The organism is Microvirga arsenatis (assembly GCF_009910705.1).
In the GTDB taxonomy this organism is placed as follows: domain Bacteria; phylum Pseudomonadota; class Alphaproteobacteria; order Rhizobiales; family Beijerinckiaceae; genus Microvirga; species Microvirga arsenatis.
This window is the reverse complement of record NZ_JAAAXJ010000003.1, coordinates 378130-401204: the sequence shown is the minus strand read 5'-3', so window position 1 is coordinate 401204 and position 23075 is coordinate 378130. Positions and strand designations below refer to the sequence as shown.

Annotated in this window: 24 protein-coding genes; 12 read left to right on the top strand and 12 right to left on the bottom strand. The window is 65.7% G+C overall.

Going from position 1 to position 23075, the window contains the following annotated elements; translation table 11 throughout:
- Positions 1 to 2: 2 nt before the first annotated feature.
- The gene (locus GR303_RS08005; RefSeq protein WP_201751948.1) at positions 3 to 809 is read right to left on the bottom strand and encodes an ABC transporter ATP-binding protein; all 807 of its coding nucleotides are present in this window, start codon (positions 807 to 809) and stop codon (positions 3 to 5) included.
- Between the two features lie 4 nt (positions 810 to 813).
- A complete protein-coding gene (locus GR303_RS08000) occupies positions 814 to 1923 on the bottom strand; it encodes an ABC transporter permease (protein ID WP_161722619.1) in 1110 nt (369 codons plus the stop codon).
- Positions 1924 to 2042: 119 nt separating this feature from the next.
- Here GR303_RS08000 and dgcA point away from each other — a divergent pair, with 119 nt between their 5' ends.
- The gene (gene dgcA / locus GR303_RS07995; protein ID WP_161722464.1) at positions 2043 to 3026 is read left to right on the top strand and encodes an N-acetyl-D-Glu racemase DgcA; all 984 of its coding nucleotides are present in this window, start codon (positions 2043 to 2045) and stop codon (positions 3024 to 3026) included.
- On the opposite strand, the gene GR303_RS07990 is transcribed toward dgcA, so the two are convergent.
- Positions 2996 to 4177 carry an MFS transporter gene (locus GR303_RS07990; protein WP_161722465.1) on the bottom strand — a complete coding sequence of 394 codons (1182 nt, stop codon included), beginning with the start codon at positions 4175 to 4177 and terminating at the stop codon, positions 2996 to 2998. The two genes, dgcA and GR303_RS07990, sit on opposite strands and share 31 nt — an antisense overlap.
- 161 nt (positions 4178 to 4338) lie before the next feature.
- Here GR303_RS07990 and GR303_RS07985 point away from each other — a divergent pair, with 161 nt between their 5' ends.
- A complete protein-coding gene (locus GR303_RS07985; protein ID WP_161722466.1) occupies positions 4339 to 4839 on the top strand; it encodes a hypothetical protein in 501 nt (166 codons plus the stop codon).
- Between the two features lie 7 nt (positions 4840 to 4846).
- Here the strand turns inward: GR303_RS07985 and GR303_RS07980 are convergent, their stop codons facing one another.
- Together GR303_RS07980 and GR303_RS07975 are read right to left on the bottom strand one after the other, a co-directional pair.
- Entirely contained in the window at positions 4847 to 5854 is a 1008-nt protein-coding gene (locus GR303_RS07980; RefSeq protein WP_161722467.1) for a glycosyltransferase family 4 protein, read from the bottom strand.
- Positions 5854 to 6666: a UDP-2,3-diacylglucosamine diphosphatase gene (locus GR303_RS07975; protein WP_161722468.1), complete on the bottom strand. Its 813-nt coding sequence runs from the start codon at positions 6664 to 6666 to the stop codon at positions 5854 to 5856. The genes GR303_RS07980 and GR303_RS07975 overlap by 1 nt, the downstream gene beginning before the upstream one ends.
- Positions 6667 to 6876: 210 nt before the next feature.
- Between GR303_RS07975 and GR303_RS07970 the strand changes: the two genes are divergently transcribed.
- From GR303_RS07970 to GR303_RS07960, 3 genes are all read left to right on the top strand, one after another.
- Complete coding sequence (locus tag GR303_RS07970; RefSeq protein ID WP_161722469.1) at positions 6877 to 7134, top strand: CBU_0592 family membrane protein; 258 nt, start codon at positions 6877 to 6879, stop codon at positions 7132 to 7134.
- Between the two features lie 115 nt (positions 7135 to 7249).
- The gene (locus GR303_RS07965; RefSeq protein WP_161722470.1) at positions 7250 to 8182 is read left to right on the top strand and encodes an EamA family transporter; all 933 of its coding nucleotides are present in this window, start codon (positions 7250 to 7252) and stop codon (positions 8180 to 8182) included.
- Positions 8183 to 8299: 117 nt separating this feature from the next.
- Positions 8300 to 8917, top strand: a complete 618-nt coding sequence (locus GR303_RS07960; protein WP_161722471.1) for a helix-turn-helix domain-containing protein — start codon at positions 8300 to 8302, stop codon at positions 8915 to 8917.
- Positions 8918 to 8951: 34 nt separating this feature from the next.
- Here GR303_RS07960 and GR303_RS07955 read toward each other — a convergent pair whose 3' ends face one another.
- From GR303_RS07955 to uraH, 6 genes are all read right to left on the bottom strand, one after another.
- On the bottom strand, positions 8952 to 9884 hold the full coding sequence (locus tag GR303_RS07955; protein WP_161722472.1) for a c-type cytochrome: 933 nt from the start codon (positions 9882 to 9884) through the stop codon (positions 8952 to 8954).
- A gap of 60 nt (positions 9885 to 9944) precedes the next feature.
- Positions 9945 to 10382 carry a c-type cytochrome gene (locus tag GR303_RS07950; RefSeq protein WP_161722473.1) on the bottom strand — a complete coding sequence of 146 codons (438 nt, stop codon included), beginning with the start codon at positions 10380 to 10382 and terminating at the stop codon, positions 9945 to 9947.
- A 134-nt stretch (positions 10383 to 10516) separates the two neighbouring features.
- Positions 10517 to 10834 (bottom strand): rhodanese-like domain-containing protein, encoded by a 318-nt coding sequence (locus GR303_RS07945; protein ID WP_161722474.1) that lies wholly within the window; start codon positions 10832 to 10834, stop codon positions 10517 to 10519.
- A 67-nt stretch (positions 10835 to 10901) separates the two neighbouring features.
- Complete coding sequence (gene lysM, locus GR303_RS07940) at positions 10902 to 11348, bottom strand: peptidoglycan-binding protein LysM (protein WP_161722475.1); 447 nt, start codon at positions 11346 to 11348, stop codon at positions 10902 to 10904.
- 77 nt (positions 11349 to 11425) lie between these two features.
- Positions 11426 to 12868, bottom strand: a complete 1443-nt coding sequence (puuE, locus tag GR303_RS07935) for an allantoinase PuuE (RefSeq protein ID WP_161722476.1) — start codon at positions 12866 to 12868, stop codon at positions 11426 to 11428.
- A gap of 3 nt (positions 12869 to 12871) precedes the next feature.
- Positions 12872 to 13225: a hydroxyisourate hydrolase gene (uraH, locus tag GR303_RS07930; protein ID WP_161722477.1), complete on the bottom strand. Its 354-nt coding sequence runs from the start codon at positions 13223 to 13225 to the stop codon at positions 12872 to 12874.
- A 204-nt stretch (positions 13226 to 13429) separates the two neighbouring features.
- On the opposite strand from uraH, the gene GR303_RS07925 reads away from it, so the two are divergent.
- The 7 genes from GR303_RS07925 to ligD all read left to right on the top strand — a co-directional run bounded on the left by GR303_RS07925 (position 13430) and on the right by ligD (position 22337).
- Positions 13430 to 14656, top strand: coding sequence for a urate hydroxylase PuuD (locus GR303_RS07925; RefSeq protein ID WP_161722478.1), 1227 nt, complete (start codon positions 13430 to 13432; stop codon positions 14654 to 14656).
- 45 nt (positions 14657 to 14701) lie between these two features.
- On the top strand, positions 14702 to 15136 hold the full coding sequence (locus GR303_RS07920; RefSeq protein ID WP_161722479.1) for a heme-binding protein: 435 nt from the start codon (positions 14702 to 14704) through the stop codon (positions 15134 to 15136).
- Positions 15137 to 15305: 169 nt separating this feature from the next.
- Complete coding sequence (locus GR303_RS07915; protein WP_161722480.1) at positions 15306 to 16898, top strand: peptide ABC transporter substrate-binding protein; 1593 nt, start codon at positions 15306 to 15308, stop codon at positions 16896 to 16898.
- Positions 16899 to 17007: 109 nt separating this feature from the next.
- Positions 17008 to 17928 (top strand): ABC transporter permease subunit, encoded by a 921-nt coding sequence (locus GR303_RS07910; protein WP_161722481.1) that lies wholly within the window; start codon positions 17008 to 17010, stop codon positions 17926 to 17928.
- A gap of 9 nt (positions 17929 to 17937) precedes the next feature.
- The gene (locus GR303_RS07905) at positions 17938 to 19080 is read left to right on the top strand and encodes an ABC transporter permease subunit (protein ID WP_161722482.1); all 1143 of its coding nucleotides are present in this window, start codon (positions 17938 to 17940) and stop codon (positions 19078 to 19080) included.
- Positions 19081 to 19082: 2 nt separating this feature from the next.
- On the top strand, positions 19083 to 20717 hold the full coding sequence (locus GR303_RS07900) for an ABC transporter ATP-binding protein (protein ID WP_161722483.1): 1635 nt from the start codon (positions 19083 to 19085) through the stop codon (positions 20715 to 20717).
- Between the two features lie 42 nt (positions 20718 to 20759).
- Positions 20760 to 22337, top strand: coding sequence for a non-homologous end-joining DNA ligase (gene ligD, locus GR303_RS07895; protein WP_161722484.1), 1578 nt, complete (start codon positions 20760 to 20762; stop codon positions 22335 to 22337).
- Positions 22338 to 22340: 3 nt separating this feature from the next.
- Here the strand turns inward: ligD and GR303_RS07890 are convergent, their stop codons facing one another.
- Positions 22341 to 22976 carry a glutathione S-transferase family protein gene (locus GR303_RS07890; protein WP_161722485.1) on the bottom strand — a complete coding sequence of 212 codons (636 nt, stop codon included), beginning with the start codon at positions 22974 to 22976 and terminating at the stop codon, positions 22341 to 22343.
- Positions 22977 to 23075: the final 99 nt, after the last annotated feature.

The window sequence follows — 23075 nt, the reverse complement described above, 5'->3', positions numbered from 1 at the left end:
CGTTACCCTTGCGCGCCGCCGGCCATGACCGCGCGTGCCCGTTTGCCGTGAAAGTAAGAGCGGAGCCACGGATGATCCGAGGCGAGCATCGCCTCGATGGGACCCTCCGCGAGAATTCGTCCCTCGCCCAAAGCCGCTATCCGGTCGCAGACCGAGTAAAGGCTGTCGAGATCATGGGTTACCATGAATACGGTCAGCCCTAAAGTCCGCTGTAACGTCGCAATCAGGTCGTCGAACTCGCCGGCGCCGATCGGGTCGAGGCCCGAGGTCGGCTCGTCCAGGAAGACGATCTCCGGGTCGAGGGCGAGCGCCCGGGCCAGGGCGGCCCGCTTGATCATGCCGCCCGAAAGCTCCGAGGGCAGCTTGTCGGCGGCATCGGGGTTGAGGCCCACCATCTCGATCTTGAGCATGGCCAGCTCGTCGAGGAGCCGGTCCGAGAGGTGCAGGTACTCCCGCATGGGCAACTGGATGTTCTGCTTCACGGTCAGCGCGGAGAACAGCGCCCCTTGCTGGAACAGCACGCCCCAGTGGCGCTCGAGCTGCCGCCGCTCGGAGGGCGACAGCTCGTCCAGGTTCCGGCCAAGCACCTCGATGGTGCCCGCGCGCTTGGGAACGAGCCCGAGGATGGCGCGGGTGAGGACCGACTTGCCCTGGCCGGAGCCTCCCACGAAACCCAGGATCTCGCCGCGATAGACGTCGAGGTCGAGCCCTTTCAGGATCGTCCTCTCCCCGAAGCCGACCTCCACGCCGCGCACGCGGATGATCGGCTCGCGGTTCTTTGGGGGAGCGGGATGGCGCCGTTCGAGCATCGTCTCAGTACCTGATCGCTGCGAAGAACATGGCGAAGAGGCCGTCGAGCACGATCACCATGAAGATCGCCTTCACCACCGAGGAGGTCACGTGGCGCCCGAGCGACTCGGCGGAGCCCGCGACGGCCAGGCCCTCCAGGGTCGCGATGATCCCGATCACCACCGCCATGAAAGGAGCCTTGATGAGGCCGACCAGAAAGGTGTTCATCCCCACGGCAGCCCGCAGGCGCTCCAGGAAGATGTCGGGGCTGATGCCGCCATAGACCCAGGTGGTCAGGCCGCCGCCCACGAGCGCCGCGATGGAGGAGATGAAGGTCAGGAGCGGCAGGCCGATGATGAGCGCCAGGATGCGCGGGACGATCAGAACCTCGATGGGGTCGAGCCCCATGACCCGCAGGGCGTCGATCTCCTCCCGCATCTTCATGGAACCGATCTCGGCGGTGAAGGCCGAGCCGGACCGGCCTGCGACCATGATCGAGGTGAGCAGGACCCCGAGCTCCCGCAGAACCAGGATGCCGATGAGGTCGATCACGAAGGGGGTCGCCCCGAACTTAACCAGCTGGAAGATGCCCTGCTGCGAGACGATGCAGCCCACCAGGAACGAGATGAGGACGATGATCGGCACGCCCCGGTAGGCGATCTGCTCGAGCTGGTTGATCACCGCCGAGCCCCGGAAGCGGCGGGGGTGGGTGACCACCCGCACGAGGGCGGCGACCAGCTCGCCCAGGAACCCGACTCCGCCGACGAGGTCCTTGCCGGCGCCGGCCACGCTCTGCCCCACATCGACCAGGAAATCCATCGCGCGGGACTGGCGCGGCTTGGGCTCCTCCCGGAAATCCCGATAGGCGGCCTCCTCGAGGAGGATCTTCTGTTCCGGCGAGGCATGGGCGAACGCCGCCTGCCCCCTCGCCGACAGCTCGTGCCGCGCCCGGTCCAGGGTCCAGGCCCCGAGGGTGTCGAGCCGCTCGACCCCGCTCAGATCGAGATAGAGCGGAAAGCGGTCGGCCTCGGCCGCGATCTCGCCGGCGAGGATCTCCACTTGCTCGGCATGCGGCGCCGTCCAGGGACCCGACAGACGAACGATCGTCTGCTCCCCGGTGCGCTCGATTGCCATGTGCGGCCCTTGAGTCAGGGTGCCCTGCGCCACGATGATCCCTTCGGCACTGATTCCGCTTGGTGATAGCGTGTCATTGCGCCACAAGTCGAGCCGAAGTTCAGCAGAGAAGCCCAAGAATGCGCCAGCTCACCGTTTCCATCGACCGGTTTCCCATTGCCGGAAAGTTCACCATCGCCCGCGGCTCCCGAACCGAAGCCGTGGTGGTCACGGCCACGATCAGGGAAGGCGAAGCCGTCGGCCATGGGGAATGCGTGCCCTATCCCCGCTACGGCGAGACGGTGGAAGGCGTGGCGGCGGCCGTCGAGGCCGTCCGGCCGCAGATCGAGGCGGGACTGACCCGCGAGGCGCTCCAGGCGCTGATGCCCGCAGGCGCTGCCCGCAACGCGGTGGACTGCGCCCTGTGGGACCTGGACGCCAAGCGCTCGGGCATCCGCGCCCATGTGACCGCCGGCCTCACCCGCTGGCCGCCGGCAACCACCGCCTACACGATCAGCCTCGACACGCCGGAAGGCATGGCGGAGGCGGCGGCCAAGGCCTCCGAGAGGCCGATCCTCAAGGTGAAGTTCGGCGCGCCCGACGGCGACATCGAGCGGATCAGGGCCGTGCGCCGCGCGGCTCCGCAGGCCACCCTGATCGCGGACGCCAACGAGGGCTGGACCGAGGAGAACATCGAGCGGCACCTCGCCGCCTGCGCCGAGGAGGGCTATGCCCTGGTGGAGCAGCCCCTGCCCGCCAAGACGGATGGTGCTTTAAGCCGGGTTTCGCGTCCCATTCCCATCCTCGCCGACGAAAGCGTGCATGACCGTGCAAGCCTCGACCGGCTGGTGGGCCTCTACGACGTCGTCAACATCAAGCTCGACAAGACCGGCGGCCTGACCGAAGCCCTCGCCTTGGCCGATGCGGCGGAGGCCAGGGGCTTCTCCCTCATGATCGGCTGCATGGTGGGAACGTCGCTCGCCATGGCGCCGGCCCTGGTGCTCGCGCCCCGCGCCCGCTTCGTGGACCTCGACGGCCCCCTCCTTCTGGCCAGGGACCGGGAACCGGGCCTTCGCTATGAGGGCAGCCTGGTCTATCCGCCGGAGCCCGCCCTCTGGGGCTGATCCTTCTGCAGGCGGAGCACCAGCAGGGCCAGGACGACGCCGACGGCTCCGAGGGGAGCCATCGCCGCGAAGACCCCTGCCCCCGCCTCGCTGTAGATGAGGCCGCTCAGCATGGTGGAGACGGCGGTGGTCAGGGCTGCGAGGGAGCCATAGATGCCCTGGGCCCTGCCCCTCGCCTGCATCGGCGCGAGAGCGGTGAGCGCCGCAATGGTGCCGATATGGGTGGCGGCGAAGGACAGGGCGTGCATGGCCTGCAGCGCGAGCATCACGCCCGTGCCCGGCTGAAGGGACATGAGGCTGAAGCGGATCACCGCTGCCGCCGAGCCGATCAGGATCAGGTCCACGCCCGATCCGCGCCCGACCGCCCGGCCGAGCACGATGAAGATCAGGATCTCCGCGATGACGCCGATGGCCCAGAAATAGCCGATCACCTCGTCCGAGAAGCCGATGGAACGCCAGTGGATGCTGGCAAAGGCATTGAGCGCACCGTGGCTGCCCTGGGTCACGGCCCCGGCGATCAGCACGAGCCACAGGATCCTCGACAGCTTCGGAGCGGCGGATCCTTCCGTCGATGCCGTAGGGGCCGAGGGCTCGGGCACCTCGTGCGGGACGACGATCAGCGTCGCCGCTATCCCGAGAAGCGGGATGAGCGTGAGGGCCAGGATCACCACATCGGCCCCGAAGGCGCCGACCAGATAGCCGCCGACGATGTTGGTGACGAAGAACGCCACCGAGCCCGCACCCCTGATCCGCCCGTAGTTCAGGCCGGGATCGCGCTGGATCGCATTGGTCGAGACGAGATCGTTGCCGGGGATGATGCAGGATTGCGCCACGGCGACGAGAGCCACCAGGACGATGATGGCGAGGCTGCTGTCCGTGAGCAGGAAGAGCGGGAACCCGACGAGCTGGCCCAGATGGCTCGCGAGCAGCAGGCGCCGTGCGCCGAAGGAGCGGTCGGCGAGGCTCAGGAGCGGGGCGGTGGCCAGGATCCGCACGACGATGGGAATGGCGACCACGAACCCGATCAGCGTCGGCGACAAGGCCTTGCTCTGCAGCCAGAGCGGAAAGAAGGGCAGATACATTCCGTGGCTGGTGAAGCTTGCGGCCTGCAGGGCACCGAGCCGGAATTCGAGAGCTTTGATGGGACGCATCGGGAATGGGGGCTTCCGGGATCCAAAAACGAGGCGGGAGCGCAAGAACGCAGTGCAAGACTCCCTCTCCAAAGGGTAAGAGGGGTTGAGCGAGCACCGGCTTTGCACACATCTGATGAAGGAGCGGAATCGCACCCCTGGCATCGATGGACACCGGCACCATGCCCGATGAAGAGACAAAGGTCACCTTCGGCGATCTGGACTTCGACACGATCGAAGCCGCGGTGATGGAAACCGCGCGGGGCCGCTGGTTCCTGAAGGAATACGCCCGGCGCAACCGCAATGCCGACACGCAGCTCGTCCTCGAAGCCCTCGAGCGCCTCAGGCGCGAGCCCCCGGATGCCAGGGACGTCGTTCCGTTCCGCACGGTTCTGGAAGGCATGGCCGCCGCGATCCGGCACACCAGGGAAGAGGTCCGCTCCTTTCCCGGCGTGAGCGCCGGCGCTTCCTCGACCACCCTGTCCGAGGAGGAGATGCAGGCGGCAGCCGAGCAGCGGATCCGGCTCATGATCGCCACGCTGCAGGGCCTCGAGCGGCAAATCCACGAGATGCTGGCCCTGTGCAGGGACGAGGCGCCCTCGGCGCAGCCTGCCGATGGGGCAAGCCCTTTCGAGGGTGAGAAGGCCAGGCCTCTCCACCGGCATCCTGCCTTCCTGATGTAGAGCCGGCCTAGGAGCCGGAATGCGCAGACGCGATGTTGGAAAAGAACTGCCTGGCGCTCTCCCGCCAGGTGAAGGTCTCGCCATAAGCCCGGCATCTGCCCTTCGGGATCTCCAAGGCTTCGAGGGCCGCCTCCCGCAGGTCGGATCCCAGCACGCCGCAGCCCGAGGTCCCGATCACGTCCATCGGGCCTGTCACCGGAAAGGCTGCGACCGGAAGGCCGGAGGCGAGCGCCTCGATCAGCACGATCCCGAACGTGTCCGTGAGGCTCGGGAAGACGAACACGTCCGCCGAGGCATAGACCCGCGCCAGATCCTCACCTGCCAGGGTGCCGAGGAAGCGGACCTCGGGATATCGGCCCTCGAGCTCTCCTCGCAAGGGACCGTCCCCCACGACGACCTTCGTGCCCGGAAGGTCGAGTTGCAGAAAGGCCTCCAGATTCTTCTCCACCGCAATGCGCCCCACATAGAGAAAGACCGGCGCGGCCGCATCCAGGATGCGCTCGTTCCTCGGCCGGAAGAGAGCGGTGTCGACGCCCCGTGTCCAGCGCATGATGTTCCGGAAGCCGCGACCGGCCAGTTCCCGCTCGAGGGAGGGCGTGCTGACCATCATGGCTCGTGCCTTCCCGTGGAAGCGCCTCAGCGCCGCATAGGACCAGGCCTCGGGGATGGCTGCTCGGGCCGCGACATATTCGGGAAAGCGCGTGTGGTAGCTCGTGGTGAAGGCCCTGCCCTGACGTGTGCAGGCCGCGCGCGTGGCGAGCCCGATGGGGCCTTCCGTCGCGATGTGGACATGGGTGGGCGCGACGTCATCGAGGATCCGCGCGACGGCGCCCGGTCCCGCCAGGGCCAGCCGGATCTCCGGATAGGTGGGCATCGGAAAGGAGCGGAACCGCTCCGGCGTGAGAAAGGTCACCTCGGCTCCGAAGCCCGGCGCCTCCCCGGCCATGTGCTCCAGCGAGCGCACGACCCCGTTCACCTGAGGACGCCAGGCATCCGTTGCGATGAGCAGGCGCATCAGGCGGCCCTTTCGCTGGCGTGAGGCTCATCGAAAGCCGGGCCGATGACCCAATCCCGCTGAACCTCCGTCCAGCGAACCAGCTGAAGGGAGCCGTCGTAATGCTCCACCACCGCGGTGCAGGATTCCACCCAGTCGCCCGTGTTCACGTAGGCCACGCCGAACCCGTCATGGATGGCGGCATGGTGAATGTGCCCGCAGATCACGCCGTCGGCCTCCTGGCGCCGGGCCTCGGCGGCGAGAAGCTCCTCGAACCGGCTGATGTAGTTCACCGCGTTCTTCACCCTCAGCTTCGCCCAGGCCGAAAGCGACCAGTAGGTGAGCCCGAGGCGCCGCCGCACGATGTTGAGATAGGTGTTGACGAAGAGGGCTGCGCTGTAGGCCCCGTCCCCGAGCAGGGCGAGCCAGCGGGCGTGCCGCACCACGAGGTCGAACTGATCGCCGTGGATCACGAGGTAGCGCCGTCCGTCGGCCGCCTCGTGCAGGGCATGATCCGCCAGTTCGATCCCACCGAGATTCACGCCGATGTAGTCGCGCAGGAACTCGTCGTGGTTCCCGGGCAGATAGACGAGGCGCGCGCCCTTGCGGACCTTGCGCAGGAGCTTCTGCACCACGTCGTTGTGGGCCTGGGGCCAGTACCAGCCAGATCTCAGCTTCCATCCATCGACGATGTCGCCCACCAGATAGATCGTGTCGGCCTCATAGGCCCTGAGGAAGTCCAGCAGGGCTCCGGCCTGACACCCCTTCGTTCCGAGGTGGAGATCGGAGAGAAACAGGGTGCGCACCCGAATTGCGTTCATGTCCTGGGCCATGGGTCCCCCCGGAGAGCTGTCGGCACTCAGCCATCCGGGATTCGCGTCTCGCTCTCATGACGCTCTTCTTGCAGATTTGTGACGCCGGGCCGCAGCGGGCAGGGCGATGTCCCCCTTCACCCCTCGACATCCGTGGGTTAGGCAGAGATCCGGTTCCATGACGGATCGATTTCCCATTCAGGCCCAGTTCGACTCGGGCGGAGATCACTGATGAATGTATCTGATCTGGTCGGACTGATCGGGGTTGCGGCCTATCTTTCGGCATACGGGCTGTTGCAGCTCGGCCTTCTGAGCGTAGAGGACGGCCGCTATGCGCTTCTCAATGCGCTCGGCGCGCTCCTTATTCTCTATTCACTGCTCTTCGACTTCAATTTGGCCTCCTTCATCACTCAGGCGGCCTGGCTCGCACTCACTGCCATCGGTTATGTTCGTTCGCACGTGAAACGCTCGCGGACGGCGCGATCCTGAACCCATGCATCCGGCGCAGGGGCTTCCGCGCCGATTGGGCCTTCACGCGGGAGCGTCATCGTGATTGTCTTTCCTCCCCTCCCGCCGCGATCCCGCTCCTGACGATGCGCCTCCTGTGAAACCTCTCCTGGGGATCTCCCTCAAAGTCCTGTCCGCCCTCGTTTTCACGATGATGTCGGCGACGCTCAAGACGCTCATGACCCGCTATCCCGTGGGAGAGGTCGTGTTCTTCCGCTCGTCCTTCGCCCTCCTGCCGCTCCTGATCTGGCTCAGGTGGCAGGGCGACCTCGTCAACGCGGTCAGAACGCGGAACGTGGCCGGGCATTTCAAGCGCGGCCTGATCGGCACGAGCGGCATGTATCTGGGCTTCGCCGCCCTTTCGTACCTGCCCCTGCACGATGCCATCGCCATCGGCTACGCCTCGCCCCTGATCGTCGTGATCCTGGCGGCCCTTCTCCTCAACGAGAAGGTCCGGGCCTATCGCTGGACGGCCGTGGCCATCGGCTTCGTGGGCGTTCTGATCATGCTCTCGCCCTATCTGAGGGTCGAGACGTTCTCCGGAGGCTTGAGCGCCGGGCCGACGCTAGGGGCACTCTGCGCCTTCGCCGGGGCCTTCTGCTCCGCAGGCGCCATGATCCAGGTGCGCCGCCTCACCGCGACCGAGAAGACGGGCGCCATCGTCTTCTACTTCTTCATCCTGGCCTCGCTCCTCTCCCTCCTGACCATGATCTTCGGGTGGCGCATGCCCGATGCCATGGACTGGGGCCTGTTCGTGATCGGCGGCATCCTCGGCGGGATCGGCCAGATCCTGCTGACCCAGAGCTACCGGTTTGCGGACACGTCGGTGATCGCGCCCTTCGAATACACCACTATGATCTGGGCGCTCCTGTTCGGCTGGTTCATGTTCGGGGACCTGCCCACGCCGACCGTTCTCACCGGCGGCGCCATCGTGGCAGCGACCGGCCTGTTCATCGTCTGGCGGGAGCACCGGATCGGCTTGCTGCGCACCAAGGAATTCCAGGCTTCGCCCCAGCGCCCGGGTGTCTGAAAAGGCGTCCGCAGGGAAAAGGGCGACCGTGGCCGCGCCGGTGCTTGACCCGGTCTGCCGATTACCCCACAACCGTTTTGAGAAACGGGCGTACGGTTTTTCAGAACAGAGGCAGCGATGGGCGTCGAGGGCAAAGAACGGAACCGGGACCTGGAATCGGGCGCGCATGTCATCTCGGGCAACATGGGCAAGACGATCCAGCGCCTGCGCAAGGCCTACAACCTGTCCCTGTCCGAACTTGCCGAGCAGTCCGGCGTCGCCAAGTCGATCATCAGCCAGATCGAGCGCAACGAGACCAATCCGACGCTGGCCACCATCTGGCGCCTGAGCCAGGCCCTCGACGTCTCCATCGAGCGCGTCCTCGCCTCCGGCGACGAGGAGCCCTTCATCGAGAAGTCGTCCAAGGCGGACACGCCGATCCTCGTCTCCGAGGACGGCAAGATGCGGCTCGCCATCATCGGCTGGCTCAAGACCATCGAATGGCTGCAATGGTACGACGTGCAGTCGGAGCCGGGCGGCGTGCTCGATTCCGACAGCCACCAGCGCGGCTCCGTCGAGTGCCTTTCGGTGCTCGAGGGCGAGTTCGAGGTCGAGGTCGGCGGCGTCGTCCAGCAGGCGAAAGCCGGGGAGAGCCTGCGCTATCGCTGCGACCGGCCCCACTCCGTGCGCTGCATCGGCGACAGGCCCGGCCGCGCCACGATGGTGTGCATCCTCAAAGCCGCGGTGATGGACTGAGCGATCCCCAGCCCGTCCACAGCCGCTCCACAGCTTATTCCGGCCTCTTGAAGCCCGGCCTCGGCGGCAGGGACAGCAGGTATTCCGCCATGGCCCGGCGGTCGGCCTCGGGCAGTTGGGCCGTGTTGGCGACGACGGCGCCCATGGGCCCGCCGACCGTGTCGAAGAGGGGCGTCTCGCCGGTCTTCAGCAGCGTCGCCACCTCGTCGGGGCTCCAGCCGCCGATCCCGGTCTGATGCGGCGTGATGTTCGGCACGATCCCCCTGCCCTCCGGATCGGGACCGCCCGCGAGGCGGCGCTCCTCGATGATGGCGCCGGCGAGGTTGCGCTCGCTGTGGCACTCGGCGCAATGACCAGGTCCGTTCACCAGGTAGTCTCCCCGGTTCAGGCTCGCCGACTTGGACGGATCGGGCGCGAAAACCCGTCCATCGAGGAAAGCGAGCTTCCAGAGGCCGACGCCTCGACGGATGTTGAACGGGAACGGCAGGTCGTGATCCCGCGTGCGGCCTTCGACGGCGGGAAGGGTCAGCATGAAGGCGAAGAGATCCGAGAGGTCCTCGGGGCTCATGCGCTGGTAGCTCGTGTATGGAAAGGCCGGGTAGTAGTGCCGCCCATCGGGGGACACTCCTTCGCGCATGGCGCGGACGAAATCCGCCGTCGTCCAGGAGCCGATCCCGTCCTGTTTATGAGGGGAGATGTTCGGGACGTAGAAGGTTCCGAAGGGGGACTTCAGGGCGTAGCCCCCGCCGAGCCTCAGCTTGTCGCTCTGCTCGGGCACGGCATGGCACGAGGTGCACCCCCCCGCGAAGAACAGGACCCGGCCGTTCTCGACGTTCGGGGGCCGGCTGCTGTCGGGAAGCGGCGTCTGCGCGCGGACGAGGCGATAGGCCGATGGCGAGGTCAGGGCCAGGAAGCCGAGTACACCGATGATCGCCAGGGCGAACAGCCCCAAGAGCGCCTTGCGCATTGCCGCGTCTCCAAATGAAACGGGCGGCCCGATGGGCCGCCCGTCATGAGCTTCGTGAAATCAGGAGGTCTTCTTGCGGAACTCGTTGTGGCAGGCGCCGCAGTTCTGCAGGACCTTCGGCATCTCCGCCTTGAAGGAGGCCTCGTCCTTGATCGCCGTCATGGCGGCCTGGGCGTCCTGACTCATCTTGTTCCCGAGCGACTCGAACTTCGCCTTGCTCTCCCAGATGGCCGGCAGGGCTTCGGTCTTCTCCGCGGTCTTGGAACTTTCCGGGAAGAGGGTCACGAACTTCTTGGGGTTCTCGGCAAACACCTTCAGGCCGGCCTGGACCTTGGCGAGATCGAAGGGCTCCTGCCCGCGCATCATGGCGCCGATCGGACGCGTCTGGGCTCCCATCTCCTTCATGAGAGCCTGGCGCTGCTCGACGACATTGCTCTGCGCGATGGCGGCAGTCACTCCCAGCGCCAGCAGGCCGGCAACGAAAACACTACGCTTCATCTATTGTTCCCCCATGGGTGCGACGGGCGGTCTCCCTACGAACCACCCTCGTCTGGCCGGCATTAGGGCACATCCTGGAAAGCTTGAGCACTCTACTTTAGAACACATCTATGTGAACTGACCCTGCGCCAGCATCATTCCACAGGCTCTCCGGCCGCGGCCCAGTCCTTGAAGCCGCCCTTGTAGTGCTCGCGGATGTCGCGACCGGCGGCCTGCGCGAACTCGATCGCCCTTACCGACCGGACGCCGGCGGCGCAGGAGAAGACGATTCGCTTGCCTTCCGGCAGAGCCGCCGGGTCGAAGGACGAGAGCGGGTGAGAGACCGCGCCGGGAATGTGCCCGGCGGCGAACTCGTGCGGCTCGCGGACGTCGATCAGGACGAGGGTGCCGCTGTGCAGCCCCTCCTTGACCGCCTCGCGGTCGAGATCGACGACTTTCGGCTCTTGGCTCATCAGATATCCTCCTTGGGTCACAAGTCTCATACCGGCACCGCAGGGAGGAGCGCAATCGGCAGAAGTCCTACGGGAGAGGCGGGATCCGCAGCACCCAGCCGGGCTGGATCATGTCCGGGTCCTTGACCGGCGGCGAATTGGCCTTGACGATCTCCGTGTACTTCGCGCCCTTGCCCTTGCCGTAATGCTTCTCGGCGATCTCCCAGAGGGTGTCGCCCTTCTGGACCGTGTACATGGTCGAGGGTGCCGACGGCTGCTGAACCTGAAGATCCGACGTGTCCACTTCGGCGACGCCGTAGGTGTTGCCGAGGGACAGGATGATCTTCTCGGCCTCCTCCTGGTTCGTCGCCTGCCCCGAGAGCTTCACCCGGTCGCCCTCGACCTGAATCCCGAGCTTGCTGGCGTCGAAGCCATGGCCCTGGACCTCCTGCTGCAGCTTCTCCGGGGTGGCGGCGGCAGCGCTGCCGCCAAAGATCTTTGCGCCCGCATCCTTGATGAACTTGAACAGACCCATGTCGTCCTCCTCTCGTCTGGCCGGTTGGCGATGGCCAAGCTGAGACGAAGACGCACGATTGCCTGGAACGGTTCCGCTTAAGCCAGGCTCGAGAAGACATCCGCGAGCGAGGGCAGCCGGTCCTTGAGCCGCAGAAGCGCGATCAGCTCGATCTGGACCACCGCAGCATCGAACTCGCGTTCGGGATCGTGCTCCAGCCGCTCCTCGAAGGCGGCCAGGATCTCGTCCTTCGAGCGTCCCTTGACCGCCATGATGAAGGGGAAGCCGAATTTCTCCTTGTAGAGGTCGTTGAGGGCGAGGAAGCGGTCGCGCTCCTCCTCCGTCAGGCTGTCGAGCCCCGCCGAGGATTGCTCGTTTCGGGAATCCGCGGTGAGGTCGGCAAGCTTCAGGCGCCCGGCGAGATCGGGATGCGCGTTGATGAGTGCGAGCTTCTGCCCGCGGCTCACCTCGGACAGCACGTGAACCATGGCGGCATGCAGCCCCTCCGCCGTGTCCTGCCCGGAGGTCAGGCCGGCATCGTAGGCACGCTCGGCAATCCAGGGCGAATGCTCGAAGATGTCGCCGAAGAGTTCCACGAACATCGCGCGGCTCATGGCGCTGGGCTTCAGGCTCGCCGAGCGGTGATGGCGGATCCAGTGCCGGGCGATGTCGATGCGCTTGGCCACCCAGACATGGTCGTGGGAGGCCACGTAGTCCAGGAACCGCGCGAGCGCCGCGGCCCGTCCGGGGCGGCCGACGAGACGGCAATGGAGGCCGATCGAGAGCATCTTCGGCACCGTCTCGCCCTCCGCATAGAGGGTGTCGAACGAATCCTTGAGATAGGCGAAGAACTGGTCGCCTGCGTTGAAGCCCTGCGGGGTCGCAAAGCGCATGTCGTTGGCATCGAGCGTATAGGGCACGATGAGCTGATGCCGGTCGCCGTGCTGCTCCCAATAGGGCAGCTCGTCGGCATAGGAATCGGCGCTGTAGAGGAAGCCGCCCTCCTCCGCCACAAGGCGGTTGGTGTGCTCCGAGGTGCGTCCCGTATACCAGCCGAGCGGCCGCTCGCCCGTCACTTCGGTGTGGATCCGGATCGCCTCCTTCATGTGCGCCCGCTCCTCCTCGGAGGAGAAATCCCGGTAATCGATCCACTTGAGCCCGTGGCTCGCGATTTCCCACCCGGCCTCCTTCATGGCCGCGACCGCCTCGGGATTGCGCATCAGGGCGGTGGCGACGCCATAGACCGTGACCGGCATCCTGCGCTCGGTGAACATCCGCCAGAGGCGCCAGAAGCCGGCGCGGGAGCCGTACTCGTAGATCGACTCCATGCTCATGTGCCGCTGCCCGGGCCAGGGCTGCGCACCCACGATCTCGGACAGGAAGGCCTCGGAGGCGCGGTCGCCGTGGAGGATATTGTTCTCACCGCCCTCCTCGTAATTGATTACGAACTGGACGCAGATGCGGGCGCCGTTCGGCCACCGCGGATGGGGCGGATTGCGGCCATAGCCGACGAGGTCGCGGGGATAGGAGGTCTGCGGCACTTTTTAGCTTCCTCGATAGGTGGAGTAGCTCCAGGGCGAGACGAGGAGCGGAACGTGGTAATGCCCGTCGGGCTCGGCGATGGTGAAGCGGATCGGAACGACATCCAGGAACGGCGGATCGGCCGTGGCCGTGCCGAGGGCCTTGAAGTAGGCGCCGACCTCGAAGACGAGCTCGTAGGTGCCCGTCCGGAAGGCGTCGCCGATCATCAGGGGCGAGTCCGTGCGCCCGTCCGCATTGGTGAGGGTGCGCACGACGGAGCGGCGCTGTGCGCCTTCAATGGCGAAAAGCTCGACGGCGATGCCGCGCGCCGGCTTGCCGTTGGCGGTGTCGAGAACGTGAGTGGACAGGCGCCCCATGGGACCTCGCGGGTGGAGAACGGTGTCTTTCAGCCTGAATCTTTTGAGGCCGAGCCTTCGGCGTCAAGCCGCAGTGCACGCCCCTTCTGCGGAAAAGGCCAGATTCGGGGACAGGGTTCCTGTTGAAAAAGCCGGAGCCTCGGCCTATCGCAAACGGGGATGCCGCCCTAGGCTATGCCTTTCTCCCACTCTTCAAGTGACTGCATGATCGACCCGCAAATCTCCGAATGGATCAGCCAGATCATCCGCTGGGTTCACGTGATTACGGCCATCGCATGGATCGGCTCGTCCTTCTACTTCATCCACTTGGACCTCAGCTTGAAGAAGCGGGAGGGTCTGCCGGAGGGTGTCGGCGGCGAGGCTTGGCAGGTCCATGGCGGCGGGTTCTACAACATGCGCAAGTATCTGGTTGCGCCGCCGGAACTGCCGAAGGAGCTGACCTGGTTCAAGTGGGAGAGCTACTCGACCTGGATCAGCGGGTTCTTCCTGATCGTGTGGGTCTATTATCTTCAGGCCGACATCTACACCATCGATCCGGCCGTGCGCGCCCTGACCCCCTGGCAGGCCGCCGCCATCGGCATCGGCGGCCTCGCCCTGAGCTGGCTCGTCTATGAAGGCCTGTGCCGCTCCCCTCTCGGCGGGAACGGGGTGGCGCTTGGTGTGGTGCTCTTCCTCTACATCCTCCTGGCCGCCTTCGCCTTCACGCAGGTCTTCAACGGCCGCGCCGCCTTCCTGCATACGGGCGCGATGATCGCCACCTGGATGTCGGCCAGTGTGTTCTTCGTGATCATCCCGAACCAGAAGAAGGTGGTAGCCACCCTGCTGGCCGGGGGCTCGCCCGATCCCAAGCTCGGCAAGGAAGCCAAGCTGCGCTCGACCCACAACAACTACCTGACGCTGCCTGTCATCTTCCTGATGCTGTCGAACCACTACCCCCTGGCGTGGTCCTCGGCTTATTCGGTCGGCATTGTCGGGCTGATCGTGATCGCTGGGGCCGCGATCCGGCATTTCTTCAACTCCCAGCATGCCGGGAAGGGCTCGCCCTGGTGGACCTGGGGGGTGGCCGCGGCCTCCATCGCGCTGGCGATCTGGCTGTCCATCCTCGGCAAGCCCGGCAACGCCAACATGGCCCAGGCGCCGGCCAACCCAACGGCCGAGACGGTCTCGGCCTCCTTCGACGAGGCCGTTCTGGCCATTCAGTCCCGCTGCTCCATGTGCCACGCGGCCGAGCCCGTCTGGGACGGCATTCCCGCCGCCCCGAAGGGGGTGCGCCTCGACACGCCCGAGGAGATCGCCCGCCATGCGGAGATCATCCGCGTGCAGAGCGTGCTCACCCACGCCATGCCGCCCAACAACATCACGGAAATGACCGTGGACGAGCGCAGGGCTGTGGCAACCTGGCTGGCAACACGGGATGTTGCAGCCCGCTGATTTTGTGCTACCGCACCGTCAACCTTGATCGAGTGGAGCAGCCGCGTGACCGATCTCACCCTTGAAGCCGCCCAGACCATCGCCACCGCCACCCTCAAGACCGCGCGCGAGCAGTCCTTCAAGCCGCTCGCGGTGGTGGTCTACGATGCGCGCGGCGCCCTCAAGGCCCTTCTCGCGGAGGATGGCACCAGCCTCAAGCGCGCGGAGATCGCCATGGGCAAGGCCTACGGCGCCCTGGCGCTCGGCGTCGGCTCCCGCGCTCTTCACAAGATGGCGGTGGACCGCCCCTACTTCATCGCCTCGGCCACCGAAGCGGTGGGCGGGCAGCTCGTTCCCGTGCCGGGCGGCGTGCTGATCAAGGACGGCCAGGGCCGGATTCTGGGCGCCGTCGGCGTCTCCGGCGACACCTCCGACAACGACGAAATCGCCGCGGCGGGCGGCATCAAAGCGGCCGGACTGGTGTTCGACACGGGCGCCTGAAGTTTCTCCACAAAGCTAAGCCTTTGCGATTTCAGAAAATTCTTAATTTTTTGGATAGTACTGGACATAAACAGTTGATTGATCAACAAATAGGGCAAGGTTACTGCCCTACCGGCTCTGACCGAAGACATTCAAAAACCCTGAGATAATCAGAAAGGGAACGCGTCCAATGTCATCATGGCTGAAACGTACCGCTCTGGCGGCTGCCGCAACGGTAGCTTTCTCGAGCTTCGCCGTCGCGCAGGTGGTCTACCATCGCGGCAATGACGGCGAGCCGGAAACGCTCGACGTCCACAAGACCTCTACCGTGGGCGAGTCCCACGTTCTGCGCGACCTCTACGAAGGTCTCGTGATCAAGAACAACAAGGGCGAAGTGGTGCCCGGCGTTGCCGAGAAGTGGGAGATGTCCGACGACGGCAAGACCTACCGCTTCACCCTGCGGGCGAACGCCAAGTGGTCCAACGGCGACCCCTTGAAGGCATCGGACTTCGTGTTCGCCTATCGCCGGATCATGAATCCGGAAACCGGCGCCAAGTACGCCAACATTCTCTACCCGATCCTGAACGCCGAAAAGGTCAACAAGGGCCAGGCCAAGCCTGAGGAGCTCGGCGTGAAGGCGGTGGACGACCGCACCCTCGAGATCCGCCTCGAGCAGCCGACCCCCTACTTCATCGAGCAGCTGACCCACCAGACGGGCCTCCCCGTCCATCAGGCCTCGGTCGAGAAGTTCGGCAAGGACTACGTGAAGCCCGGCAACCTGGTGTCCAACGGCGCCTACACGCTGGCCGAGTTCGTTCCGAACTCCCACATCAAGGTGGTGAAGAACCCCCACTTCCATGACGCCGCGAACGTCAAGATCGACCAGGTGATGTTCTACCCGATCTCCGACCTCGCCGCGGCCGTCCGCCGCTTCCAGGCCGGCGAGCTCCATTCCACCCCGGACATTCCGGCCGACCAGGTGAAGGCTCTCAAGGAGCGCTTCGGCAAGCAGGTCGTGATCGGCCCTTATCTCGGTGTGTACGCTCTGCCGGTGAACAGCTCCAAGCCGCCGTTCGATGACGTGCGCGTCCGCAAGGCGCTCTCCATGGCGATCGACCGCGAGTTCATTGCGGAGCGCATCTGGGGCGGCACCATGATCCCGGCCTATTCCTTCGTGCCCCCGGGCATCGGCAACTACGGCAAGCCGGCCCAGGCCGAATACGCCACCATGTCGCCGATCGACCGCGAGGATAAGGCGAAGGCTCTGCTCAAGGAAGCCGGCTACGGCCCCGGCGGCAAGCCGCTGAAGGTCGAGATCCGCTACAACACCACGGACAACAACCGCAACACGGTGGTGGCCGTTGCCGATCAGTGGAAGGCGCTCGGCGTCGAGACCTCCTTCATCAACACCGACTCCAAGACCCACTTCGCGCATCTGCGCGACGGCGGCGACTTCGACGTTGCCCGCTACGGCTGGATCGGCGACTACTCGGATCCGCAGAACTTCCTCTTCCTGCTCGAGAGCGACAACAAGGGCTTCAACTACGGCAAGTGGAAGAACGCCCAGTACGACGACCTCATGAAGAACAAGGCCGCCAAGGAGACCGATCTCAAGAAGCGCGCCGAGTACCTGCTCCAGGCCGAGCAGATCTTCATGAAGGAGGAGCCGTGGATCCCGCTGCTCCACTACAGCACGAAGAACCTGATCTCGGACAAGCTCGTCGGCTTCCACCAGAACATCTCTGGCGTGTATCCGAGCCGCTTCCTGTCCATCAAGCAGTAAGCTTCCTCGCATCGCCGGGCGGCCCTCCAGCCGCCCGGCTCACGAATCAAGACGACAGCCGGCAAGGCTGCCCCCTCTCCGAGGGCATATTCAGAGCGGAGTCGTTCCCGTGCTCTCCTTCGTTTTCCGCCGGCTCCTCTCGGCGATCCCGACCCTCTTCATCATCATCACGATCTCGTTTTTCCTGATCCGGCTTGCACCCGGCGGTCCGTTCGACCTGGAGCGCCCGCTCGAGGCGAAGGTCATGGAGAACCTGCAGAAGATCTACGGCCTCGACCGGCCGCTCTTCGAGCAATACCTGCGCTATCTCGCTGCCGTGGTTCAGGGCGATTTCGGCCCCTCCTTCATCATGCGCGACTTCAGCGTCGGCGAGCTCTTCGCCAACGGCCTGCCCGTCTCCATGCGGATCGGCGCCCTGGCGCTCGGCCTCGCCATCATCGTGGGCGGCACGCTCGGCACCATCGCGGCCTTCCGCCAGAACAGCACCATCGACTACATGGTGAGCGGGCTCGGCACCTTCGGCCTGACGATCCCAACCTTCGTGATCGCGCCGGTGCTGCAGATCGTCTTCGGCCTCATGCTGGCCCTGCTGCCAGTGGCAGGCTGGGCAGGGGGCGCGCCGCGCAACCTGATCCTGCCGGTCATCACCCTCTCCCTGCCGCAGATCGCGATCATCGCCCGCATGACCCGCGCGGCCATGATCGAGAACCTGCGCTCGAACCACATCCGCACCCTCCGCTCGCTCGGGCTGCCGCGGTGGGTGATCGTGCGCCACGCCCTGCGCGGCGCCGCCCTGCCGGTGGTGTCCTATCTCGGCCCCGCCGCCGCTGCCCTGCTTACAGGTTCCGTAGTGGTAGAGACGATCTTCGCCCTGCCCGGCGTCGGCCGCTACTTCGTCGAGGCAGCGCTGAACCGCGACTACACCCTTGTCATGGGCACGGTCGTCGTGGTGGCGGTGTTCGTGCTAATTTTCAACCTGATCGTCGACATTCTCTATGCGGTGATCGATCCCCGCGTCCGTTACGACTGAGGCTCAGCCATGGCCGAAGGCGCCGTCATCTCCGATATCCCTGTCAACGAACCCGTAGTCGGCCGCTCGCTCTGGGCGGATGCCCGGGCCCGTCTGCTGCGCAACAAAGCCTCCGTTGCGAGCATGATCATCTTAGGCCTGATCGCGCTCGCCTGCATCTTCGGCCCGTTCTTCACCGGTCATCCCTTCGATCGCGTGTACCCGGATTATGTGCGCACGCCGGCGAGCCTGACCGCCTACCCGAAGCCGGATCAGATCGTGCCTCAAGTCGAGCGCATCGGATCCCGCGTCAGGGCCACACCCGAGAACATCGAGATCAAGGACGACGTCGTACGCATGACCCTCGTCGGCACTGGCCAGAGGCCTGTCGATGAGCGGATGCTCGCCTATTTCGAGCGCTCCGATCTCTTCGGCACCGCGCAGGTGGTGGAGCGCCAGGACGAGGGACGCCGTCTCGTGGTCGACGTGCCGATCGAGAAGAAGTACTTTTTCTTCGGTACCGAGGCGAACGGACGAGATCTTCTCACCCGCACCATGAAGGCGGGACAGGTCTCCCTCGCCATCGGTCTTCTGGCGACTCTCGTCGCCATCGTCATCGGCGTCGTCTACGGCGCGACTTCGGGCTATCTCGGCGGGCGTGTCGACCTCGTGATGATGCGCATCGTCGACATTCTCTACTCGCTGCCCTTCATCTTCTTCGTGATTATGCTGGTCGTGTTCTTCGGCCGCAACTTCGTGCTGGTGTTCCTGGCCGTCGGTGCCGTCGAGTGGCTCGACATGGCGCGCATCGTCCGCGGTCAGACGCTCTCGATCAAGCGGCAGGAATACGTGCAGGCCGCCGAGGCGCTTGGCGTCGAGACCAAGGGCATCATCCGCCGCCACGTGATCCCGAACACCCTCGGGCCCGTGGTGGTCTACATGACCCTCATGGTGCCGCGCGTGATCCTGCTCGAAAGCTTCCTGTCCTTCCTCGGCCTCGGCGTTCAGGAGCCCTATACCAGCCTGGGCGTGCTGATCTCCGAAGGCGCCAAGAGCATCCAGGACTCCACATGGATGCTGGTCTATCCCGCCCTCACGCTTGTCGCGATCCTCTTCTGCCTGAACTTCATCGGTGACGGCTTGCGCGACGCCCTCGACCCGAAGGATCGCTGAGCATGGCCGAACCTGTACTCTCCGTTCGCAACCTTCACGTCCGCTTCCGCACCGGCGACGGCATCCTCCATGCCGTGAAGGGTATCGACCTCGACATCAATCCGGGCGAGACCGTCGCCATCGTCGGCGAGTCCGGTTCCGGCAAGAGCCAGACCATGATGTCCGTCATGGGCCTGCTTGCCTCGAACGGCTGGGCCGAGGGCTCGGTCAAGTATCGTGGTGAGGAACTCGTAGGCCTCTCCCCCGACCGGCTCAACCATTACCGCGGCTCCAAGCTCACCATGATCTTCCAGGAGCCGATGACCTCCCTCGATCCGCTCTACCGGATCGGGGATCAGCTCGCCCTGCCCCTCACGACCCATGGAGGCTTAGGCAAGGCCGCGGCGCGCAAGCGCGCCATCGAGCTCCTCGAGTTGGTTCGCATCCCGGATCCCGCCCGGCGTATCGATGCCTATCCGCACGAGCTCTCCGGAGGCCAGCGCCAGCGCGTGATGATCGCCATGGCGCTCGCCAACAACCCGGACGTGCTGATCGCCGACGAGCCCACGACGGCCCTCGACGTGACGGTGCAGGCACGCATCCTCGAGCTGCTTGCGGATCTGCAGAAGCGGCTCGGCATGTCGATCGTGTTCATCACCCACGACCTCGGGGTGGTGCGTCGCTTCGCCGACCGCACCTACGTGATGAAGCGCGGCGAGGTGGTGGAAAGCGGCCAGACCGCCGACCTGTTTGCCGCGCCCAAGCATCCCTACACCCGTATGCTCATCGATGCCGAGCCGGCCGGCCGCAAGGAGCCCGTCGCGGCCGATGCTCCCGTGATCCTCGATGCGCGAAACATCAAGGTCGAGTTCGCCCTGCAGAAGACCCTTTTCGGCAAGACCACCCATGTGCTGCGCGCCGTGGACGACGTGAGCCTGCGGGTTCGTGCCGGCGAGACGGTGGGTGTCGTCGGCGAGTCCGGATCCGGCAAATCGACCCTCGGCCGCGCCATCCTGCGCCTGCAGCCCGCCTCCGGCCTCGTGCGCTTCGAGGATCGCAACCTCATGCCCCTCGACCGGAGAGGAATGCGCCCGCTGAGGCGTCACCTGCAGCTCGTCTTCCAGGACCCCTTCGGTTCCCTCTCGCCGCGCATGACGGCGGGCGAGATCGTGACCGAGGGCCTGCTCGTCCATGAGCCGAGCATCTCCCGCAAGGAGCGCGACCGGCGCGCGGCCCAGGCCTTCGAGGAGGTGCAGCTCGATCCCGCCTGGCGCAACCGCTTCCCGCACGAGTTCTCGGGCGGCCAGCGCCAGCGCATCGCCATCGCCCGCGCCATGATCCTGCATCCGAAGCTCGTCGTTCTCGACGAGCCGACCTCTGCCCTCGATCGCTCGGTGCAGAAGGAAATCGTCGAGCTGCTGCGCAGCCTGCAGAAGGCCCATGGCCTCGCCTATGTCTTCATCAGCCACGATCTCGCCGTCGTGCGCGCCCTCTCGGACGAGATCATGGTGATGAAGAGCGGTCAGGTGGTGGAGCGCGGCACCGCCGAGGAGATCTTCGATCGCCCGCGCGAGGAGTACACCCGCGACCTGATCGCCGCCGCCTTCCTCAGCGAACGCGGCACGGCCGAGGCGGCCGTCCAGCCCCTGGCCTCCTGAAGGTTGGAACCGGAGCGCATGGCGCGGATTTGACTCCGCGCCATGGCAAAGCTCGCAGCCTATCGCGCCAAGCGCGACTTCACCAAAACCTCGGAGCCGAAGGGTACGGCCTCCCGGCGCCGGGGAGCCGCATTCGTCGTGCAGAAGCACGATGCCTCCCGCCTGCATTACGATTTCCGCCTTGAGCTCGATGGGGTCCTGAGAAGCTGGGCGGTGGCCAAGGGGCCGAGCCTCGTCAGGGGCGAAAAGCGCCTGGCGGTTCAGGTGGAGGATCACCCGCTCGAATACGGCGATTATGAAGGCACCATTCCCGAGGGCCAGTATGGCGGCGGCACCGTGCTGCTGTGGGACCAGGGCACCTGGGAGCCTGAGGGCGACCCTCAGGAGGGCCTGGACAAAGGCCGCCTCACCTTCCGGCTGAACGGTGAGAAGCTGAAAGGCGCATGGCACCTGGTGCGCATGGCGAAACGCCCGCGAGAGCACCAGGAATCCTGGCTCCTGATCAAGGCCGATGATGCCTATGCACGGAGCGAGGACGAGCCGGACATCCTCGAGGAGGCGCCTCTCTCGGTGAAGACCGAGCGCTCGCTTGAGGAGATCGCGCCACGCCGGGCTGCCGAAAGCCGATCAAAACCCAGGGCCGCCTCCAAGAAAGCTGCACCGGCGAAGGCAGAACAGCCTGCAAGGCGAAGTGCACGCAACAAGGCTCCGACGGCCGGGGAGGTCGAGGTCGCCGGCGTGCGCCTCACCCATCCGGACCGCGTGCTGTGGGAGGACCAGGGCCTCACCAAACAGGAATTGGCGGAGTTCTATCTCACCATCGCCGATAGGCTCCTGCCGCACCTCGTGGACCGCCCCCTCACCCTCGTCCGCTGCCCCGGGGGCGCGCAGAAGAAGTGCTTTGTGCAGCGCCATTCCTGGGCCGGCATGAGCGATGCCATCCATCGCACCATGATCCCTGACAACAGCGGCAAGCAGGAGGCGCTGACGGTCCGGGACATTCAGGGCGTCATCGCCCTCGTGCAGTCCGGCGTTCTCGAAATGCATGTCTGGGGGGCGACCCTCGCGGATCTCGAGCGCCCGGATCGCCTCATCTTCGATTTCGATCCCGGCGAGGGCGTCGAATGGCCCCGCGTGATCGAGGGAGCCTTTTCGGTTCGAGAGCGCCTGAAGAGGCTGGAACTCGAGAGCTTCGTGAAGACCACGGGCGGCAAGGGCCTGCACGTAGTCGTGCCGCTCAAGCCGAGAGCCCCATGGTCGGAGGCGCTCGCCTTTACGCGGGAAATCGCCGAGGCGATGGCCGCCGACGAGCCGGACCGCTACACCACCACCTCCGTGAAGCAGGAGCGTGAGGGCCGCATCTTCATCGACTACCTGCGCAACAACCGCGAGGCCTCGGCCGTCGCACCCTACTCCACGCGCTCCCGACCGGGTGCCCCCGTAGCGACACCCGTCACCTGGGAAGAACTCTCGCCCGATCTGAAGCCCAACGGCTTTACGGTCGAGAACCTGGGCAGCCGCCTGCATTCGCTCAAGCGCGACCCCTGGGCCGAGATCCGGGCCGTCGACCAGGTGCTCCCCGGCCAGAGCCGGAAGAAACGGAAATCCCGCAAAACCTGAGGATTAGAAGATCGGGGCTTTGAGACCCTCGACGTCGAGCGCCTTCTGCACGGCAGGCCGCGCCAGAACCCGCTCGGCCAGGGCGTGCAGGTTCGGGATGCTGCGCGGCGGGCGCGGCATGCCCCGGCCCCAGCGGATCAGCATGAACAGGAACAGGTCTGCGGCCGAGAAACGCTCGCCCAGAAGCCAGGTCTTCTCGCCGAGTTGCTCGGAGATCACGTCGAACATGCGGTTGAGGCGCTCTCCCGCCGCCTGCTTCACCGCAGGCGCAGCTGCCTCGTCGCTCACATGCTCGTGCGGGTAGAACCAGGCACGGTACTCGGCCTGCGGCGTGTTCGTCAGATGGACCATCCACTTGTAGAACTCGGCCCGTTCCGCCGTGCCGTGAGCCGGCGCGAGGCCTGCCTGGGGGAAGCGGTCGGTCAGGTGCAGGGCGATGGCGGCGGCCTCGAAGAGCACCAGGTCGCCGTCGACCAGGACCGGGATACGCCCATTGGGGTTGAGCCTGAGATACTCGGCGCTCTTCTGGGCGTTCTGCCCCCGATCCACGAGGCGCAGGTCGAACTCGACTCCGATCTCGCGCAGCATCATGTGCGGCAAAAGGCTGGCGTTGCCGGGATAGTAATAGAGAGCGAGCATCGTGGGTCCCCTGCGGATCGTGATCGTCGGTTCTTCGTAAGGTGCGCCCGGCAGGCGGTAAAGGGCGCACCTGCAACGATCCAAGCCTTCCTTTCGCAT